Source organism: Exiguobacterium sp. SH31 (assembly GCF_001816105.1).
Taxonomy (GTDB): Bacteria; Bacillota; Bacilli; order Exiguobacteriales; family Exiguobacteriaceae; genus Exiguobacterium; species Exiguobacterium aurantiacum_A.
The window spans coordinates 1-17,500 of record NZ_LYTG01000069.1 but is presented as its reverse complement, the minus strand read 5'-3'; the positions used below and the strand labels follow the sequence as shown (position 1 = coordinate 17,500).

Annotated in this window: 23 protein-coding genes (1 of these 23 cut by a window edge); 5 read left to right on the top strand and 18 right to left on the bottom strand. The window is 52.7% G+C overall.

Going from position 1 to position 17,500, the window contains the following annotated elements; all coding sequences use genetic code 11:
• From A6395_RS10055 to acpS, 8 genes are all read right to left on the bottom strand, one after another.
• Positions 1-1,976, bottom strand: the 5' portion of a protein-coding gene (locus A6395_RS10055) for a Tex family protein (RefSeq protein WP_084813030.1). It extends 163 nt beyond the left edge of the window; only the first 1,976 of its 2,139 coding nucleotides appear in the window; the start codon lies at positions 1,974-1,976; the stop codon falls past the left edge of the window.
• Between the two features lie 66 nt (positions 1,977-2,042).
• A complete protein-coding gene (gene sigB / locus A6395_RS10050; protein WP_016510526.1) occupies positions 2,043-2,843 on the bottom strand; it encodes an RNA polymerase sigma factor SigB in 801 nt (266 codons plus the stop codon).
• Positions 2,809-3,285, bottom strand: a complete 477-nt coding sequence (gene rsbW, locus A6395_RS10045; protein WP_070329224.1) for an anti-sigma B factor RsbW — start codon at positions 3,283-3,285, stop codon at positions 2,809-2,811. Before rsbW ends, sigB begins: the two co-directional genes overlap by 35 nt.
• Positions 3,282-3,608, bottom strand: coding sequence for an STAS domain-containing protein (locus tag A6395_RS10040; RefSeq protein WP_016510528.1), 327 nt, complete (start codon positions 3,606-3,608; stop codon positions 3,282-3,284). The genes rsbW and A6395_RS10040 overlap by 4 nt, the downstream gene beginning before the upstream one ends.
• A gap of 140 nt (positions 3,609-3,748) precedes the next feature.
• Complete coding sequence (locus A6395_RS10035; RefSeq protein ID WP_016510516.1) at positions 3,749-4,099, bottom strand: type II toxin-antitoxin system PemK/MazF family toxin; 351 nt, start codon at positions 4,097-4,099, stop codon at positions 3,749-3,751.
• A 5-nt stretch (positions 4,100-4,104) separates the two neighbouring features.
• Complete coding sequence (locus tag A6395_RS10030) at positions 4,105-4,383, bottom strand: hypothetical protein (protein WP_070329223.1); 279 nt, start codon at positions 4,381-4,383, stop codon at positions 4,105-4,107.
• A 128-nt stretch (positions 4,384-4,511) separates the two neighbouring features.
• Entirely contained in the window at positions 4,512-5,588 is a 1,077-nt protein-coding gene (gene alr, locus A6395_RS10025; RefSeq protein WP_071398912.1) for an alanine racemase, read from the bottom strand.
• The gene (acpS, locus tag A6395_RS10020; RefSeq protein ID WP_071398911.1) at positions 5,566-5,943 is read right to left on the bottom strand and encodes a holo-ACP synthase; all 378 of its coding nucleotides are present in this window, start codon (positions 5,941-5,943) and stop codon (positions 5,566-5,568) included. Before acpS ends, alr begins: the two co-directional genes overlap by 23 nt.
• A gap of 63 nt (positions 5,944-6,006) precedes the next feature.
• On the opposite strand from acpS, the gene A6395_RS10015 reads away from it, so the two are divergent.
• Positions 6,007-6,732, top strand: coding sequence for a rhomboid family intramembrane serine protease (locus A6395_RS10015; RefSeq protein WP_071398910.1), 726 nt, complete (start codon positions 6,007-6,009; stop codon positions 6,730-6,732).
• Between the two features lie 36 nt (positions 6,733-6,768).
• Here A6395_RS10015 and A6395_RS10010 read toward each other — a convergent pair whose 3' ends face one another.
• Genes A6395_RS10010 through A6395_RS10000 form a run of 3 tightly spaced genes read right to left on the bottom strand, consistent with a single transcriptional unit; the run spans position 6,769 to position 7,871 of the window.
• Positions 6,769-7,086, bottom strand: coding sequence for a hypothetical protein (locus A6395_RS10010; RefSeq protein WP_070329219.1), 318 nt, complete (start codon positions 7,084-7,086; stop codon positions 6,769-6,771).
• A 34-nt stretch (positions 7,087-7,120) separates the two neighbouring features.
• The gene (locus A6395_RS10005; RefSeq protein WP_236637671.1) at positions 7,121-7,603 is read right to left on the bottom strand and encodes a hypothetical protein; all 483 of its coding nucleotides are present in this window, start codon (positions 7,601-7,603) and stop codon (positions 7,121-7,123) included.
• Entirely contained in the window at positions 7,596-7,871 is a 276-nt protein-coding gene (locus A6395_RS10000; protein ID WP_070329217.1) for a 4a-hydroxytetrahydrobiopterin dehydratase, read from the bottom strand. The genes A6395_RS10005 and A6395_RS10000 overlap by 8 nt, the downstream gene beginning before the upstream one ends.
• A gap of 142 nt (positions 7,872-8,013) precedes the next feature.
• On the opposite strand from A6395_RS10000, the gene A6395_RS09995 reads away from it, so the two are divergent.
• On the top strand, positions 8,014-8,547 hold the full coding sequence (locus A6395_RS09995) for a cysteine hydrolase family protein (protein ID WP_071398908.1): 534 nt from the start codon (positions 8,014-8,016) through the stop codon (positions 8,545-8,547).
• Positions 8,548-8,570: 23 nt separating this feature from the next.
• The gene (locus A6395_RS09990; RefSeq protein ID WP_071398907.1) at positions 8,571-10,016 is read left to right on the top strand and encodes a nicotinate phosphoribosyltransferase; all 1,446 of its coding nucleotides are present in this window, start codon (positions 8,571-8,573) and stop codon (positions 10,014-10,016) included.
• Between the two features lie 36 nt (positions 10,017-10,052).
• On the opposite strand, the gene A6395_RS09985 is transcribed toward A6395_RS09990, so the two are convergent.
• Positions 10,053-10,355: a hypothetical protein gene (locus A6395_RS09985; protein ID WP_071398906.1), complete on the bottom strand. Its 303-nt coding sequence runs from the start codon at positions 10,353-10,355 to the stop codon at positions 10,053-10,055.
• Positions 10,356-10,468: 113 nt separating this feature from the next.
• Here A6395_RS09985 and A6395_RS09980 point away from each other — a divergent pair, with 113 nt between their 5' ends.
• Positions 10,469-10,942, top strand: coding sequence for a YwpF family protein (locus tag A6395_RS09980; protein WP_070329230.1), 474 nt, complete (start codon positions 10,469-10,471; stop codon positions 10,940-10,942).
• Positions 10,943-11,016: 74 nt separating this feature from the next.
• On the opposite strand, the gene A6395_RS09975 is transcribed toward A6395_RS09980, so the two are convergent.
• The 3 genes from A6395_RS09975 to A6395_RS09965 form a co-directional block, all read right to left on the bottom strand.
• A complete protein-coding gene (locus A6395_RS09975) occupies positions 11,017-11,493 on the bottom strand; it encodes a DUF456 domain-containing protein (RefSeq protein WP_070329213.1) in 477 nt (158 codons plus the stop codon).
• A gap of 10 nt (positions 11,494-11,503) precedes the next feature.
• Complete coding sequence (locus A6395_RS09970; RefSeq protein WP_071398905.1) at positions 11,504-12,103, bottom strand: histidine phosphatase family protein; 600 nt, start codon at positions 12,101-12,103, stop codon at positions 11,504-11,506.
• A 66-nt stretch (positions 12,104-12,169) separates the two neighbouring features.
• Complete coding sequence (locus tag A6395_RS09965) at positions 12,170-13,105, bottom strand: alpha/beta hydrolase (protein WP_071398904.1); 936 nt, start codon at positions 13,103-13,105, stop codon at positions 12,170-12,172.
• Between the two features lie 174 nt (positions 13,106-13,279).
• Between A6395_RS09965 and A6395_RS09960 the strand changes: the two genes are divergently transcribed.
• Positions 13,280-14,281 (top strand): metal ABC transporter solute-binding protein, Zn/Mn family, encoded by a 1,002-nt coding sequence (locus A6395_RS09960; RefSeq protein WP_071398903.1) that lies wholly within the window; start codon positions 13,280-13,282, stop codon positions 14,279-14,281.
• Between the two features lie 534 nt (positions 14,282-14,815).
• Here A6395_RS09960 and A6395_RS09950 read toward each other — a convergent pair.
• From A6395_RS09950 to A6395_RS09940, 3 genes are all read right to left on the bottom strand, one after another.
• On the bottom strand, positions 14,816-15,271 hold the full coding sequence (locus A6395_RS09950; protein ID WP_071398901.1) for a hypothetical protein: 456 nt from the start codon (positions 15,269-15,271) through the stop codon (positions 14,816-14,818).
• A gap of 84 nt (positions 15,272-15,355) precedes the next feature.
• A complete protein-coding gene (locus A6395_RS09945; RefSeq protein WP_071398900.1) occupies positions 15,356-16,801 on the bottom strand; it encodes an alanine/glycine:cation symporter family protein in 1,446 nt (481 codons plus the stop codon).
• A gap of 183 nt (positions 16,802-16,984) precedes the next feature.
• On the bottom strand, positions 16,985-17,500 hold a 516-nt coding region (locus A6395_RS09940; protein ID WP_173647385.1), incomplete at its 5' end, for a DsrE/DsrF/DrsH-like family protein.

The following is a 17,500-nucleotide window of genomic DNA, read 5'->3' as shown; positions in this document are numbered from 1 at the left end:
ACCCCGATGTCGACGAATGCCCCGAAGTCGATGACGTTGCGGACCGTCCCTTGGAACTCCATCCCGACCTGCAAGTCTTCTAAGTTCATGACGTCTGTCCGTAAGAGCGGCTTTTGAATGTCCTCACGTGGATCACGGCCCGGTTTGGCAAGCGACTTCAAGATGTCTTCGACCGTCGGCAGTCCCGCCTCAAGCGTTTCGCTGAGCATTCGGGCATCGACCGATTTCAAACGATCTCGCAACTCGGCCGTGCCGACCGCTGCTTTCGAGACACCGAGTTCCTTCAATAGAGATAACGTCAACTTGTAACTCTCTGGGTGGATCTCGGTTTGGTCGAGCACGTCGCTCCCGTTCGTGATGCGAAGGAAGCCAGCTGCCTGCTCATACGCCTTCGCCCCAAGACGCGGCACTTTCTTGATTTCTTTGCGGGTATTGAAGCGCCCGAACTCATCACGATACGCGACGATGTTTTTTGCCGTCGTCTTATTGAGGCCCGATACGTACGTGAGCAACGACTCGGAAGCTCGGTTCACATCGACACCGACCATGTTGACGACGCTCTCGACGACGAACTCGAGTGAGCCTTTCAATTTGTTTTGACTGACATCATGCTGGTACTGTCCGACCCCGACCGATTGCGGGTCGACTTTCACAAGCTCGGCCATCGCATCTTGGATCCGACGGGCGATCGATACAGCCGAACGTTCTTCGACTTTCAACTCCGGGAACTCAGATCGCGCAATCTCGGAAGCCGAGTACACGCTGGCACCGGCTTCATTGACGATCGCGTACGCGATCTCACGCTCGGCCGTCTTCAGCCAGTTCGAGACAAATTGCTCGGTCTCACGCGAAGCGGTCCCGTTGCCAATGACGATGACGGAGATCGGATAGCGTTTCACGAGAGATGAGAGCACTTTTTCTGAACCGGTCACGTCATGCTTCGGCGCCGTCGGATAGAACACGCCGACTTCTTCGACTTTCCCGGTCTCGTTGACGACGGCCCACTTACAGCCGGTCCGGTAGGCCGGGTCGATGCCGAGCACGACAACTTCACGGAGCGGTGGCTGCATATAGAGCTGCTTCAAGTTCTTAGAGAAGACGTCGATCGCTTGTTCTTCAGCCGTCTCGGTCAACGAACTACGGATTTCACGTTCGATGGCCGGGAAGACCGATTTCTTGAACGCGTCCTTTATAGCGAGCGTCACGACATCTCGTTTCTCGGTCGGAAGACGATCGAACTTACTGAGTGCTCGTTTCAAGAACAACGTCTCGTCAAAGACGAGCTTCACTTGGAGCACGTCGGTCCGCTCACCCCGGTTCAACGCGAGGATGCGGTGCGGCACGATACCGACCACTTTCTCCTCGTAGTCGTAATACTGGGCGAACACTTCTTTCTCATCTTCTGCCGCCTTTTTCTTTTGGGACCGGAGGAGCGCCTCGTTCCGCACTTTCGTCCGCAGCGTCTGGCGGAGCGCTGCCTCTTCCCCCCACTCTTCCCCGATAATTGCTTGTACGAACGGAAGCGCCTCTTCTAGCGCCAGTTCACCCGTGAGTCCCTCCGCTTGTTGCACCGAATAAGCAGATGCTTCCCGGAACCAGTCGGCGAGCGGCTGCAACCCCTTCTCTCGTCCTTGCTCGGCTTTCGTCCGGCGCTTCGGACGATACGGCAAGTAGATGTCCTCGACTTGTTGGAGACTCGTCGCGACCTCGATGGCCCGTGTCAGCTCCGGCGTCGCCTTCTCGAGTTCTTCGAGTTTTGCGAGGACGTCTGTTTTCCGTTTTTGGAGACTCTCTTCGTATTGGAGCGAGTCGAGGATCGCTTTGATCTCGACTTCGTCCAAATTCCCCGTCATCTCTTTTCGATAGCGGGCCATGAACGGGATCGTCGCTCCGTCCGACGCAAGTTGTTGTACCGTCTCGATTTGACTCGTCTTCAGCTTCAATTCGTTCGCAATCTTCGTAATCAATCGAATCACTTCCTTTTCTCTTCTCTATTGAAGTGTAGCAAACTCTGTAGTAGACGACAAAAAAACGATGACCGTTTAGTCATCGTTTGAGAATACTTCGTTGAGTGGGACTTTGATGGCCTCACGCAATTTCTCGAGCGCGCGTCGCTGTAGACGTGACACGTGCATCTGGGAAATACCGAGGAGTTCGCCCGTCTCTTTTTGACTCATGTTTTTATAGTAAGCACATTCTAAAATCGCTTGTTCCCGCTCGTTCAAGACGCTGAACGCCTTTTCTAGAATGAGGCGCTGGTCGACTGACTCATACCCACGCTCTTGGCTGCCGACGAGGTCGAGCAGTGTGACCGTGCTGCCTTCATTGTCCGCTTCGATTGAACTGTCGACCGAGAGCGCTTGATAGCTCTTGCCCATCTCGAGCGTTTCGAGAATTTCTTCATCGGAAACGCCAAGGTAGTCGGCGATCTCATCGATGCGCGGTGACCGTTGCAGTTCTGTCGTCAGCTCTTCGACCGTCTTCTTGATTTTCGGTCCAAGCTCCTTGATCCGACGCGGTACGTGAACGCTCCACGTCTTGTCACGGATGAAACGCTTGATTTCACCGATGATCGTTGGAACGGCGAATGATTCGAAGCTGCGTCCGAACTCCGGGTCGAAACGGCGAAGTGCGGCGAGCAACCCGATCATCCCGACTTGCACGAGGTCATCATGGATGGCCCGGCCACGCGAGAATTTTCGAGCAAGCGCTTCAACAAGGTCTGAGTATCGGTTGATGAGGAGCATCTGGACTTCTTCGTTTTGATCGTCCTGTTGATAGCGCTCAATCCACTCTAATACTTCATCATCACTGTGATGGCGTTGTTGAGATTTTGCTGGCACTCTGATCCACCTCGTCCCTGTTAAGGAGTTTCGTCATCGTCACTTTGACACCGTTGTCCTTGTTGATCGAGACGTTATCCATTAACGCTTCAATGAGGAAAAGACCGAGTCCCCCTTCGTGAAGCGATTCGATTTCCGCCGTCTCCTCGACCGGAGCCGCTTGGCGTTTCACGTCGTCCGCGAACGTCTTGCCCGAGTCTTCGATCGTCATCTCGAGGCGGTCGTCGTGGACGCCGCACGTGAGCTTCACTTCACCCTCTTGGTCTTCATAAGCGTGCTGAACAGCGTTGCCACACGCTTCCGAGACCGCGATTTTAATATCCTCGATCTCGTCGTACGTATATCCCATACGGTTAGCGATTCCTGAGACGACTAAACGGACCACACCGACATATTCCGGTTTGGCCGGGAACGTCATCACCGTCTGTTCGATGTTACTCATTTCGTGCCACCTCTTACGTTTGTATTGATCGACAATAACTTGTCTAAGCCGGTCAATTCAAAGAGACGGTTGACGCGATCGGTAACGCCGACGAGCGACAACTCTTTCTCGTTACGTTTGGCAATTTTAAGTGCGCCGACGAAGACACCGAGACCTGTTGAGTCCATATAGTCGACTTCGTCCAAATGAACGATGACATCTTGTTCCGTAATCGCCGGGTGCAAGACCTCTTTCAATTTTGGTGCCGTATATGTGTCTACCTCTCCAGAAACGTAAAGGTGTAATTGTTCTCCAATGACTTGCTCGCGAATCGCTAAATCCATTGTATATTCCCTCCTAATGTTACGCATAGAAAAATTGAGTACGATTAATCATATTTCCCTTGTTTCAGGATTTGAAACCACTTTTATCGATTTTTTTGAAAAAAAACCGATACCCATGTACCGGTTTAGTTATATGTAAGCTAGAGCGGGATTAATCCCATACTGATCTCTAGCGCTCGGTCAACTTTGTGCATCGTCTCATCATCGAGATGAGTGACTTTATCCGTCAGACGACGCTTATCAATCGTTCGAATCTGTTCAAGCAAAATCACGGAGTCTCGTTCGAGGCCGTGTTTGACTTGATATACTTCCACATGAGTCGGCAGTTTTGCTTTCTGGATCTGAGCCGTAATCGCAGCGACAATGACGGTCGGGCTAAAGCGATTGCCGATATCGTTTTGAATGACGAGAACCGGACGAACTCCACCTTGCTCTGAACCGACTACGGGCGACAGATTCGCATAAAACACGTCACCACGCTTTACGATCACTCCGCTCACACCCCGCTTACTTGACGTAAGAGAGCATGTTCGGCTTCCGTCTCAATCATCAGCATCTCTTCTGCCATATTCAAATTAAACGCGGCCATCTCTTGATAGCCTTTCGCCAATTCTTCACGCAGTGCTTGTTGTCGATCAGCAATTTCCTTAGACAAGTACGTCACTACATCGTTCAATGACAGTGATTCACGATCTTTCATCGAAATCGGACTCACATGCTGCGAGAACCGATCTGGAACGGACACTAGAGCACCCGCAGTTCGCTGTTTCAACATCTTGCACCTCCAGAATCGTTTCGGTGATTGGCGGAATTTTTCCCGCGTTCTTTATCAATATAACACGCAAGAATGGGAAAATATAGAGGATTCGCGAAAGAATTCAGATAATTTCACACGTTTATGATTTACACGTAGCGCCGTGGCAATCGACTCGTCAATTGACAAACGACCTCGTAATTGATGGTCCCGAGGTGTGTCGCGAGTTCATCGATGGCGACCGGCCCGCCGATCAACGTGACGACGGTGCCGACCGGGAACTCGTGCGGGAGGCGGATCATGAAGCGGTCCATGCACACCCGGCCGACGATCGGACAGCGAACGCCTGCGACGTCGACTTCGAAGCCGCTCGCCTTGCGGATCCAGCCGTCGGCATAACCGACCGGTACCGTCCCGATCCATTCATCGGCCGTCGTCGTGTATGTCGCACCGTAGCTGACCGTCTGCCCGGCTTCAAGCGTCTTCACTTGCATGAGTCGGCTCTTCAATGTGAACGCCGGTTTCAAGAACGCATACGACGACGCCATCTCGCTCGATGGGTATAACCCGTACAGCGCGATGCCGACACGGACAAGGTTATAGGGAACATCTTCTCCGGCCATCCGGATCGCCCCGGCCGAGTTCGATGTATGAATGTAGCGGAAGCGCGGGATGAGTCCGTCGATCAACTGACTGAACCGCTTTTGTTGCTCGTAATAGAGCGGACTGTCCGGTTCGTCAGCCGTCGCGAAGTGTGTATAAACCCCTTCGACGTCAAAGCGGTCGTCGGCTGCGTCGAGAAGTGCGTCAAGTTCGGCCCGTGTCCGCAAGCCGAGACGTCCCATCCCTGTGTCGACTTTGACGTGGACGGTGAGCGGACGCTCGGTCACATAAGCTTTCGCCTCACGTAACCAGTCGGCCGAGAACACGGAGAGCGTCACATCATGCTCGGCCGCGACTCCAGCGTATTCTGGGAACTGTGCTTCCATGACGAGGATCGGGGCGGTGATACCGGCGTCTCGAAGCTCGATCGCTTCTTCAAGCAAGGCGACTCCGAGCATCGTCGCCCCGTTCGCGAGCGCGATGTTCGCGACCTCGACGGCCCCGTGCCCGTAGGCGTTCGCTTTCACGACTGCCATGAGCGCTTGCGGGATACGTTTTTTGATTTCGATGATGTTGTGGGCGATCGCCGCCCGGTCGATTTCAATCCAACTTGGACGAAACATGGTGATCCCCCTCTTCAATGATGACTTGTGCGACGGCGTACCGTTCGCTATGGCTGATACTGACATGAATCCGGCCTGGGTGAGGCGCCATCATATGCGGGCGTCCCGTCTCGTCCGGCAGTACTTCGATCTGCTGCCACGACAAACCGCGGGCGATGCCTGTCCCGGCCGCTTTGGCGTAGGCTTCTTTCGCCGCGAACCGCCCGGCGACGAACTCGATTCGACGTTCGTCTGAATACGTGAGGGCGAGCCCGCGCTCTGCCTCCGTCAGCAACCGGTTCATAAAGCGAGGTTGTTCGATCGAGCGAGCGATTCGTTCTAGCTCGACGATATCGATTCCGATTCCCGCAATCATAGGACACTCGCTCCTTTCCTTTTTCACTCGTTTCCTTATACAATTAAGAAAAGAGGTGATGCTATGTTTAGTCGTACTGAGAATGTTCAAACGTTCGTACGGGCATATCCGCTCGTAACGCTGTTCATTGTAATCCAACTGCTCGTGTTTGTCATCGGTTCTTTGGTGCCCGACCTCCGCATCGTCGCGCTCGGAGGCTCGTTCCATCTCGCGCTCGCCCAAGGCGAATGGTACCGTCTCGTGACAGCAAACTTCATTCATTTAGATCTTGGTCATTTGCTGTTTAACTCGTTCGCGTTGATCATTTTCGGCCCCGCCATGGAACGCATGGTCGGTCATGTGAAGTTCGCCGTGTTTTACATTTTAGCTGGGGCACTCGCCAACTTGTTGACGTTCTTCACGGTGAGCGAACTGTTCTATTTGCAAGCTGGTGCTTCGGGTGCGATTTTAGCGATTCTCGGCTTCTACGTGTTCATCGGCCGTTTCCGTCGTACGCTCATCAACAGTCAAGATGCGCGACTCGTCTTCATCTTCGTTGCGATCAGCGCCGTCTTCACGCTCATCGGGGCGAACGTGTCGCTGTGGGGACATGTCTACGGCTTCTTGGCCGGGTTCTTGCTCGCGATCCCGCTGTCTCGTTTCACGGTGCCTTACTCGCGTCCGCTCCGTTACGGGAAGTACAAGCCGCGGAAGTACGCTCCGCCTGTCGTCCACTCGAGCGACAGCAAATGGATTTTCTACGTCATTATCGGGCTCGCCGTTTTCGGCTTGTTCGCACAGTTCTTATGAAAAAATGGCCAAGCGCTCAGCGCTTGGCCATTTGAATTAGATCTGATTTTTATGACGTGCGTCTTGGAGCGCGTCGACCAAGTCTTTGACGTCTTCGACGAGGTTTTGGATCGTGTCTTGATTTTCTTCGTACAACGCCTTCAAGTCCATGACGCGATCTTTCAAGCTGCTTTTCGATGAGGCTTGGAGCCCGACCGAATGTGATTGCGTCGATGTGTCCGTCGACTTGAGTCGTGACTTCATCCCTTTGAGCTGTCTGATCTGCTGATCGCGTGTCTCTTTGTGGAGCAGCGATGCGCTGGCACCGATAATGGCACCTGCCGCCAAACCCATCCAGAAGTAGTTCTTGTTCATAAAAAAATCCTCCCCTAACGTGACGTTATGTTTATTATAGGTTATCCGGTTCACTGACGACATAGTGTTTTATGATCGGACCGGCCCCTTTTTGTTCGACGGCTTCTTTCAACCGTTCTTGAAACAGTAAGTAGTCGGTCGAATCACGGAACCGATTTCCTTCTTCAGTGAATTGAATGATGACAATCCCGTGGTTGTCGTCCGGGTCAACGCCGAGCCGATACGCGGCAAATCCGTTGTGCCCAGACCCGAGACGGGACTTTTCTTTCAGCAATCGGTGGAACAAGAGCGACCGGGCGTTCGAGTCGACCGGGATGTTCGCATAGATGATATTCCCTGTCGCCGCGAATTGTCCTGCCGCTTCTTCGATCTGGAACGTCTTCCCACTCTGGAACGGGGACTTGTCCCCTTCGGCAAGCAAGATTGTCTCGTTGCCGCTCGCGACGATGACGCCCGGTTCCTTGCGCAACCGATCGGCGACACTGCCTGAGGCGAACGTCATAAACAGTTTAGACAAGTTCCTCACAGCCTTTCGCGAGCATGATGTCCTTCTCTGTGATGCCTCCTTCGTCGTGTGTCGACACGGTGAGCGTGACGTTGCGATACTCGATCAATATGTTCGGATGATGGTTGAGCGTCTCGGCCATATCGGCGACGAGATGAACGAATTGGATCGCCTCCGGAAACGTCTCGAGGCGATACGTTTTTTGTAACTCCCCTTCGACGACTTCCCAGCCCGGTAATCGTGACAACTGTTCAGACAGTTCGGTCGATGACAAAATCATCAGCTGATTCCCCTTTCGATTGCAGTTCCTCTTACACTTACTACCCGACCAAGCGCGAAAATAATCTTTTTCGCATGCCGCAAAATGATTTAGAATAAGAAAGATAGCCAAATCATTCTTCACAAGAGAGAGGAGACTTCCCATGCGGGCATTGATCGTCATTGATTATACGTTTGATTTTATCGCAGACACGGGTCGTTTGACTTGCGGGAAACCCGGGCAAGACATAGAAGAACGAATCGTCCAGTTGATCGAGGAATTTTCAACAGAGGACTACGTCGTCGTCGCGAACGACGTCCATGACGCCGGCGACACGTATCACCCTGAAACGACGTTGTTCCCACCCCACAACATTCGGGGCACGGAAGGTCGCGAGTTGTACGGCGCCGTCAAAACCGCCGCCGAACGCGCCGATCATTGGATCGACAAGACGCGTTACAGCGCCTTCGCAGGCACAGACCTTGACCTTCGCCTACGTGAGCGCGGCATCCATGAAGTCCATCTCGTCGGTGTATGCACCGACATCTGTGTGCTCCATACGGCCGTCGATGCGTACAACCTCGGATACAAGATCGTCGTCCATGCGGATGCGGTTCAAAGCTTTAACCCGGTCGGACACGACTGGGCGCTCGAACATTTTGTCACGACCCTCGGAGCAACTGTGACCGGGAAGTGACGCCAAACAGAAAGGAAACTACAATGTTACATCGCAACTTAGCGCTTCATACCGACCTTTATCTCCCACGCTGGATGTATATTTATTGGAAACAAGGCCGTCATAACGAAAAAGTCGTCTTCGACCTTTACTACCGCTCGAACCCGTTCAGCGGCGGTTACGTCGTCTTCGCCGGCTTGCAAAATATCGTGCACTATTTAGAGAACGTCTCGTTCACGGAAGCCGATATCGCTTATTTAAAAGAACAGCTCGGGTTCGAGGACGAGTTCGGTGACGTCCTCCGCAACTTCAAGTTCACCGGTTCTCTCTATAGTGTGCGCGAAGGTGAAATCATCTTCCCGCACGAACAAGTCGTCCGGATCGAGTCGACGATCTTCGAGGCGAAGCTGTTCCAAACGGCGCTCCTCAACATCGCTAACCATGAGTCACTCATCGCCTCGAAGTACGCCCGAATCCGTCAAGCCGCGCCGAATGAGACGTTGCTTGAAGGCGGGGCCCGCCGTGCCCAAGGCGTCGACGCCGCCTACTATGGGACGCGCGCCGCTTACATCGCCGGCTTTGACGTGACGAGCCTCGTTTCGGCAGGACGTGATTTCAATGTCCCGACCGGAGGGACGATGGAGCACGCCGACATCCAGTTTCATGATGACGAACTCGAGGCGTTCCGTTCGTTTGCCGAGATGTATCCGGACAACACGAGCCTGTTGATCGACACATACGACACGCTCAAATCGGGGCTCCCGAACGCCATCACGGTCGCAAAAGAGCTCGAGGCGAAAGGATACCGCTTGAAATCGGTCCGTCTCGATTCCGGTGACCTTGCCTACTTGTCAAAACGGGCCCGGAAAGCATTGAACGCGGCCGGTCTCGACTACGTCAAAATCGTTGTCTCAGGTGACCTCGACGAGTACGTCATCCAAGACTTGCGGATGCAAGGCGCTGAAGCCGACACGTTCCTCGTCGGGACGCGCGGGATCACGGCTTACGAACAGCCGGCCCTCGGGATGGTGTACAAGCTCGTCGCCCGTGAAGGAGCTGACGGCGAGTTGAAACCGGTCATCAAAGTGTCGTCCTCAAAAGTGAAGACGACGACCCCGCACAAGAAAGAACTTTACCGGATTATTGATAACGAGACGGGCAAGTTCAAAGGGGATTATATCGCGCTCGCCGACGAACCGGTCGAGACGTATACGGAGATCGACTTGATCGACGTGCGTGACCCGGCGTTCCGGATCAAGACACGCAACTTCACCGTCAAACGTTTGCTCGAACCGATCTTCTTAGATGGGAAGCGCGTGTACGACTTGCCGAGTGCGACAGACATCCGCCAGTACCATCACGACCAGATGAATGGGCTGTGGGAAGAGTACAAGCGACTCCGGTTGCCAGAAGTGTATGCGGTCACGTTCAGCAAACCGCTATGGGATTTGAAGCTCGAAATGATCCGTCAAACACGGATTCCAAAATAAAGAAAAGGTTACGGGGACATCCCCGTAACCTTTTCTTTATGCGGTCGTCATTTCGTGCGCATGGAGTTTATCTTCTTTTCTCCGAAAGTAAAGTGCGATCGAAAGGGAAATCAAAATCAAGATGAAATAGATGGTCCGCTGCCAAAACGTCGCCTCCGTGTCCCCCTGGAACAAGGCGATGATATAGTCACTCCCACTCACGAAGAACAGTCCCGCGAGTAAAAGAAAGATGCGATACCCGGCTCGACTCCGTTCTTGCTTTACTTTGAAGAAAAGGACACCGTAATAACCGATTGCTAGGATCGTGATATATCCGATTATGCCAACAATCCAACTCATGGTGATGCCTCCTTATCCTCTAATATTCACATCGCTTCCCCGTTATCGTAACACAATCTTCGATTCAGACTATGTTAAGATGAGTTAAAGAAAACGTGGAAGGGATCGATACGATGAAAACGTTCCGTCTGGTCCAAGTCCGCCTCGTCCAAGACGAGTACGGCAACGAGTTGAACCTCCCGATCGAGCTGCTCGACGGGTTGATCATCTCGAAAGAACACGATAATGAATGGCTCCTTGAAATGCTCGTCCCGACCGAATTTGCCGTCATGCTCCACCACTATTTGAATAAACGGATCCTTCTTTTAGCAGAGGCGGTCATCACCTCGGCCAACAACCGTCCCGCGGCCATCGCGATGACGTTCACGAGCGAGCGTTCGCTGTCGAACCATCACACGTTCGTCGCTGAAGGGTTGATGCTCCTGCCAAAACAAGATCCGACGAAACAAGTTCTCGACTCCTTGATCTCAGAAGGAGTGGCCGACGCCAATCTCAAACCATCGTTCTTCGAAAAACAAGTCGAGCAGCAACAGTCGTTCAGCCGCTCCGCCTTCACCCAGCTCGTCAAGACAGGATCGTTCGAATAAGCGAACGGTCTTGTTTTCCTTTCCCCGTTTTTGGAAACGGCTCAACCAAAAAAGGCGAAGAAGTTTCTCCGCCTTTAGATATACATGAAAAACAAGATGACCATCATCGTCATACCGATGACTTTGAGCACGGTGCTACCAAGGAATGCGAGCACCGTCCCGACGCCGATACTCCACGCCTCGCGCGTCGTTTTCCCGAGCGTGAGCTCCGCTAAAAACGCAAAGATGAACGGGAAGATGAGTACACCGACGAGCGGGAAGATGAACGGTCCGGCGATCAAACCGATGGTCGCACCCCACTTCGCCCGTTCCGAGCCGCCGCGCTTGTCGACTGTCGCCCGTGTGACGATATAGTCGACCGCAAACAAGAAAATCAAGAACAGGATTTGCCAGAGCCAAAACGTCCATGTGAGCGGTTCAAATGAGAATCCGAATCCGTAAATCACATAACCGATGAATAAGAACAGCACGCTCGGGATGACCGGATAGATCAAACCCGCGAACGCGACAACAAATGATGCGATGATGAAAATCCAGAGCAATGTCGTCATGAGCTTCTCCTCACTTCGTGACAATCTCGTTCGTAATATGATCGGCAACGTTCACGGCCTTTACGACGAACTGATCTTCACGATGTTCGATATAGTTCGAGCAGGCGTTCCGCATGGCGTGGCGGAACGTGTACGTGTCATCAATCGCCGATAGGGCAGCTTTGATCGCATGCGAATGGCAGACGACGATGATTCGCTTCCCTTTATGAGCCTCGACGAGATGTTCCATCCCTTCAAGCACCCGGGCCCGCATCTCGTCTTCCGACTCAAGACCCGGAACCTGTTCCTGATCGTCCGCTTGAACGGCCTCGTAAATGCCCGGCACCGGTTTGCCTGACGCATAGCCGAACTCACGCTCGATGAACCGCTCGTCTTGAATAATCTCGCCCGGACCGATGCCGCACGCCTCCGCGATGTAATGGGCCGTGTCAACCGCTCGCGTGAGCGGACTCGAGACGATCACGTCCCAGTTCTCTTGACTTAAAAAAGCCGCGCTCTCTTCGGCTTGGCGATGCCCAAGCGCATTGAGGGGGATATCTTCCCGTCCTTGAATGATTTCTTGAAAATTCCAATCTGTCTGACCATGTCGGACTAAACAAAGTTCCGTCACACTCTTCACTCCTTCGTAATCGTTAAATCTTTTCCAATCGTAACATCTTTCTAAAAAATCGCAACGTCACGTCAAGGCATCGTCGATGAAACGATCGATGCGGGCCATGAGCTGTGTTTCTTTAATCGGATTATCAGATTGGAGAAAACTTGCAAGCGAGTGGGTACCGTTTGGGAACGAGATGAGCTGGACGTTCGCCCCGACCTCACTGGCGTGCTCGACGAAATGGAGCGCTTGCCCGAATGGGACGATCGGGTCTTTTTTACCGTGCAAGATGAGGATCGGCGGCGCGTCGTCATACAGATGTGTGACCGGTGAACATTTCACCATCAATTCACGCCACGCCTCGCGACTGCCCTCGTAAAACTTCAAGTGCGCGAGCCATGTCTGGATGAACTTGAACAAGAGGAAATTCGTCGGCGGATACAGCGCGATGACACCTTTCATCGACGGCACGTCGTCACCGAGTTCACCTGTAAACTGTTTATCCCGGTCGAGCGCCGTCGCGAGGACGAGCGCCGCACCCGCCGAGTCGCCCCAGCCGATCAATTGATCGATGTCGAGATTGAGAAGCCCGCCATGTTGTTTCAAATAACAGAGCGCGTCAGACACGTCGATGATGTTGTCCGGGAAGTAGACCCCGTCCTCGAACAGTCGATAGTCGATGCTGACGATGGCGAACCCTTTCCCCAAGAAATGATCGAGAAGGGGATGGAACAACGTCACCATGCCTCGGCCTCCGCGGACGAACGCGCCACCGTGCGCGTAGACGGCGACCGGGAACGGTCCATCGCCCGGCGGGTAGTATATATCGAATTGGAGCGGTTGGTCGTTGACGACCTTGTACGTGTGGGTTCGTCGTTTGCGTATAGACGGGCGAACCGTCATCTCTGGTTCTTGCCATCTAACGAGCGAACCGTACTGATTCCAAACGCTCGCCCCGGCTGCGGTCGCCGCCGCTAACGCAGCGCCCCCGACAAACCAGGCGGTCTCCTTTCTCATACAAATCCACTCCTCGCTCTTTTTTTAATCATATTCCCTTTTTCTTTAAAAACCATCCATCGGAAGTCGGACTTGACGTGCGCTCGACTGCCCCCTATAATATTAGACGCAGTCACAGAACGTAACCGTTACGGTTTAATAATTGATTTAGAGAATTGAGAGGCGGAATAATACATGAACAAGAAATTAATGAGCGTCGCCGCGGCCGGGACACTTTTACTCGGTGGTTGCGCCAACAACGAAGAGAGCAATGCTACAAATGCTACAGACGAATCGAGCGATCAGTTGACGGTATACGCGTCGACATTCGCCTTAAAATCGATTGCCGAAGAAATCGGGGGCGACCGTGTCCGTGTTGAAATGGTGATCCCACCCGGTGCCGACCCCCACACATACGAGCCGACTTCAAAACAGATGACACAGATCGCGGAAGCTGATCTATTCCTCACGATCGGTCATGACCTTGAGCCGTACGTCGAGTCGATGGAACAGAGTCTCGCGAGCGAGGACGTCACGTTCGTGAAGACCGCGGAAGACATCGCTCTGCTCTCGGCTGACGATACCGTCCACGTTCACGGTGAGGATGAGCACGGCCACGAGGAAGATGGGCATACGGAAGAAGAAGCAGGCCACAGCGAGGACGACGGTCACGATCACGGCCAATACGACCCGCACGTCTGGCTCGATCCGATGAACGCCGTCTCGATGGCAGAAGCGGTTGAGGCGTCGTTCGTCGAGCAAGCGCCTGACTATAAAGACGAATTCGCAGATCGATTGAGCGCATTCAAAGAAGAAGCCGACACGCTCGATGCCGAGCTGCAAGCGGCTGTCGACGCCGGTTCGAAGTCAGAGCTCCTCGTGACGCACGCGGCTTATGGCTACTTGGCGGAACGATACGGTTTCGACCAGCTTCCGATCACTGGTCTCACGCCGTCTGAAGAACCGTCACAGCAAGCGCTCAAGCGGGTCATCGAAGAGGCAGAGCTCCATGACTTGAAGTACATCGCGTTCGAGGACACGGTGACACCGAAAGTGGCCGAAGTCGTCAAAAATGAAATCGGTGCCGAAGCAGTGACGATTTACAACCTTGAATCGGTCACGAAAGAACAGATGGACCAAAGCTATTTCGACTTGATGCGCGAGAACGTCAAAGCGCTTGAAATCGCATTGAAATAAGACAGAACAAAAGCTCGGCGCCGCGGCGTCGAGCTTTTTATAATTCCGGTTCTCGGTCGATTTGCCTCAACCTTGCCCAAATGATACTAGTTACGAAAATCGGAACAGCCGTCATCGTCGCTTGCAACAAAGTGTCTGAGATTACGTTTGTCGGATGTAAATACTCAACGAAAAACACACAAACTCCAATCAACAAAGTTCCGACTGCAAGCAGTTTAAGAAGGGATGCTCGTGGACGCCGAGTCTTCATGAGTAGAGCACTATTAATTGCAGCGAAACATAAATTGATATAAAACAAAGCGTAGAAAGCGATCGAAGCCAGACTATTATACGAAGCCCCAGTCAAAAGTACATATCCCCAAAACAGTAAGAATAGCAGCACCGTAACTAGATTGAGACGTCCGATTCGTTCGAGACCCGCTCGATAGGCAAACACCGGACTAAGTATGCAAAAAACAAGTGCCGCACTTGCGAAAAAACCATTCACCAACATCCACCGCCTAGTTTTTTCAATATTATACCATTCGAAAGGTATCATTCATAATAAATCAACACAAGCTCATCCCGCTCACTCGCCTCGTCACAGAAGTGCTTCAACAGCGTCCATTTGAGCCAAATGTCATCGAGACTGTCACGATTCACTAGCGCCATCTCTCCGACATCTTCTTTTTTGAAGGCGTTCATCGCGTCTTTGACGATATGAAGCAGCTGCGGCGTCAAAATCCCGACGACGACCGCCTGCTTCTCATTGACGACCAACTCTTCCCCGATGACGGCCATCTCCAAGTTATACGTGTCATTCCCGTCGATATATACCTCGATTTGACCAAGTATTTGTTGAAACCGCTCAATATTTGGAAGCGTCAACGTCTCGTACGTGTCACGGTGTTGCTCATGCACGTGAAGCAACCAGTCTAGAATCATCTCCGGGTCTTGACCGAACGAGACCCATACTTCCGGGGAAATGCGTATATAATGTGTCGTCTCCATGATTGAACGCCCCCCTTTTCTTCACTTTACCCTTCTTTCAGACGCAAAAAAACCGCCTACGTATATTCGTAGACGGTTTGTTGCTTATGAACGGAACGTACCCGTTTTGACTTCTTCTTCCTCGTTATCCCAAGCCTCTAAATATTCACGACCAGGCAGGTCTTCGATCGAGTCGGCATAAAATACCGGATCGTCTCCTTGACGGCGTTGCTCTAAATAATCGTCGAGTACGAGCCGTGCGACTTTCGCGAGACGGAAAATCGCATACAAGTTGACGAGCGCCATGAGTCCCATGAACACGTCGGCGATCGACCAGACGAGACCGGCCGAACGGACAGCTCCGAAGAGGACCATCCCGACGACACCGATGCGGTAGAGCGTGACATAAATCTTTTTATTCGAGATGAACTGAATGTTCGTCTCACCGTAGTAGTAGTTTCCTAGAATCGAGCTGAACGCGAACAAGAAGATCGCGATCGTCAGGAACGACGTCGCCATCGGACCGATCTCAGCCGTGAGTGCCGCTTGTGTCAATTCGACACCTGCGAACGCTTCCGAACCAGCCACGCCTGACAACAAGATGATCATCGCTGTCGACGTACAGATGAGAAGTGTATCGACGAAGACGCTGAACGATTGGATCAAGCCTTGTTTGACCGGGTGTGATACTTCAGCAGTCGCCGCCGCGTTCGGAGCCGACCCCATACCTGCTTCGTTCGAGAACAGACCGCGGCGGATCCCTTGAAGGACCATCGCCCCGATTGCCCCGCCGAACATTTGCTCGAGCCCGAGCACACCTTCAGAGAAGATGAGACCGAACACGCTCGGCAATAGCGAAGCGTTTGAAATCATGATCCATAAAGCGAGCAAGATGTAACCGCCGGCCATGATTGGAACGATGATACTTGATAACATCGCAATCGACTGGATGCCGCCGAAGATGACAATTCCTGTGATGGCAGCCAACACGAGACCGACCGTTGTCGGGCTGACCCCGAACTGGTTGCTCATCGAAATTGAAATTGTGTTCGATTGGACCGAGTTAAAGGCAAAACCGAACGAGAACGTGATGAGGATGGCAAACAAAATGCCGAGCCACCGTTGCCCGAGGGCGCGCTCCATATAGTAGGCCGGCCCCCCGCGCCACGTACGTCCGTCACGGACTTTATACACTTGAGCGAGCGTGCTCTCGACGAACGCCGAGGCGGAACCGACTAAAGCGATGATCCACATCCAGAAGACAGCTCCCGGACCACCGAGCGCGATCGCTGTCGCGACACCGGCGATGTTTCCTGTTCCGACACGTGCTGCCGTCCCAATGGCGAACGCTTGGAACGAAGACACTTGTCCTTTTTCACGCTTCATGCCGTCTTTGAACAAGAGGCGGAACATTTCAGGAAGCATACGGAACTGAACGAACCCCATGCGAATCGTGAAATAAAGGCCTAACGCGACAAGAACGACGATGAGCACCGACGACCAGAGCAGGTCATTCGCTTGTCCAACAAACTTTTCGATCATATTCTCCATCTTCAATCCTCCAAAATGTATGTTTAGTTATAAGTAAAAGTTATGTCAACTTTCTTAACATGATTAGAATTATAGGAAAAGTGTGTGGAGAATGCAATCTTTTTCAGTAATTTTCAAGTTTCACACCCAAACAATAGAAAAAGCGACCGGCACATGGCCGGTCGCTCTGACTATTTGATTCACTTAGATGAACAGGTTCAAGTTGCCGCCTTCAGCTGCCCCGAGGTATGCTGCCACACCGCCGAGATTGATGCCGTCGATCAACTCTTCTTCTTTGATTCCCATGACATCCATCGACATCGTACAAGCGACCATCTTGACGCCTGCTTCTTGTGCCGATTTAATCATTTGGTCAAGTGAAGGCACGTTCTTGTCGCTCATCACTTTTTTCATCATTTTCTGGCCAACCCCACCGAAGTTCATGTTCGAGAGCGGAAGTTCTCCAGCATGCGAAGGCATCATCATGCCGAACATCTTCTCGAGACCTTGCTTCTTCACGTCAGGTGCGTCTGGTTTACGAATGACGTTCAATCCCCAGAATGTGAAGAACATTGTCACTTCTTTGCCCATTGCCGCTGCGCCTTGAGCGATGATGAACGAGGCGAGGGCACGGTCGAGGTCTCCGCTGAAGACGACCATTGAAGCGCCGTCGCCGGCTGGTGCTCCTGCTTGAGCGGCCGTAGGGCCGTTGCCTTTTTG

Bases quoted from the DNA above. Each gene is read 5' to 3' on its own strand.
- A6395_RS09965 (WP_071398904.1), bottom strand. From the start codon at position 13,105: ATGAGAAAGGAGACCGCCTGGTTTGTCGGGGGCGCTGCGTTAGCGGCG.
- rsbW (WP_070329224.1), bottom strand. From the start codon at position 3,285: ATGAGTAACATCGAACAGACGGTGATGACGTTCCCGGCCAAACCGGAA.
- A6395_RS09985 (WP_071398906.1), bottom strand. From the start codon at position 10,355: ATGAGTTGGATTGTTGGCATAATCGGATATATCACGATCCTAGCAATC.
- A6395_RS10010 (WP_070329219.1), bottom strand. From the start codon at position 7,086: ATGAACAAGAACTACTTCTGGATGGGTTTGGCGGCAGGTGCCATTATC.
- acpS (WP_071398911.1), bottom strand. From the start codon at position 5,943: ATGATTGCGGGAATCGGAATCGATATCGTCGAGCTAGAACGAATCGCT.
- alr (WP_071398912.1), bottom strand. From the start codon at position 5,588: ATGTTTCGTCCAAGTTGGATTGAAATCGACCGGGCGGCGATCGCCCAC.
- A6395_RS09990 (WP_071398907.1), top strand. From the start codon at position 8,571: ATGTTACATCGCAACTTAGCGCTTCATACCGACCTTTATCTCCCACGC.
- A6395_RS09975 (WP_070329213.1), bottom strand. From the start codon at position 11,493: ATGACGACATTGCTCTGGATTTTCATCATCGCATCATTTGTTGTCGCG.
- A6395_RS10015 (WP_071398910.1), top strand. From the start codon at position 6,007: ATGTTTAGTCGTACTGAGAATGTTCAAACGTTCGTACGGGCATATCCG.
- A6395_RS09980 (WP_070329230.1), top strand. From the start codon at position 10,469: ATGAAAACGTTCCGTCTGGTCCAAGTCCGCCTCGTCCAAGACGAGTAC.
- A6395_RS10000 (WP_070329217.1), bottom strand. From the start codon at position 7,871: ATGATTTTGTCATCGACCGAACTGTCTGAACAGTTGTCACGATTACCG.
- A6395_RS09945 (WP_071398900.1), bottom strand. From the start codon at position 16,801: ATGGAGAATATGATCGAAAAGTTTGTTGGACAAGCGAATGACCTGCTC.
- A6395_RS10040 (WP_016510528.1), bottom strand. From the start codon at position 3,608: ATGGATTTAGCGATTCGCGAGCAAGTCATTGGAGAACAATTACACCTT.
- A6395_RS09960 (WP_071398903.1), top strand. From the start codon at position 13,280: ATGAACAAGAAATTAATGAGCGTCGCCGCGGCCGGGACACTTTTACTC.
- A6395_RS09995 (WP_071398908.1), top strand. From the start codon at position 8,014: ATGCGGGCATTGATCGTCATTGATTATACGTTTGATTTTATCGCAGAC.
- A6395_RS10030 (WP_070329223.1), bottom strand. From the start codon at position 4,383: ATGTTGAAACAGCGAACTGCGGGTGCTCTAGTGTCCGTTCCAGATCGG.
- A6395_RS09950 (WP_071398901.1), bottom strand. From the start codon at position 15,271: ATGGAGACGACACATTATATACGCATTTCCCCGGAAGTATGGGTCTCG.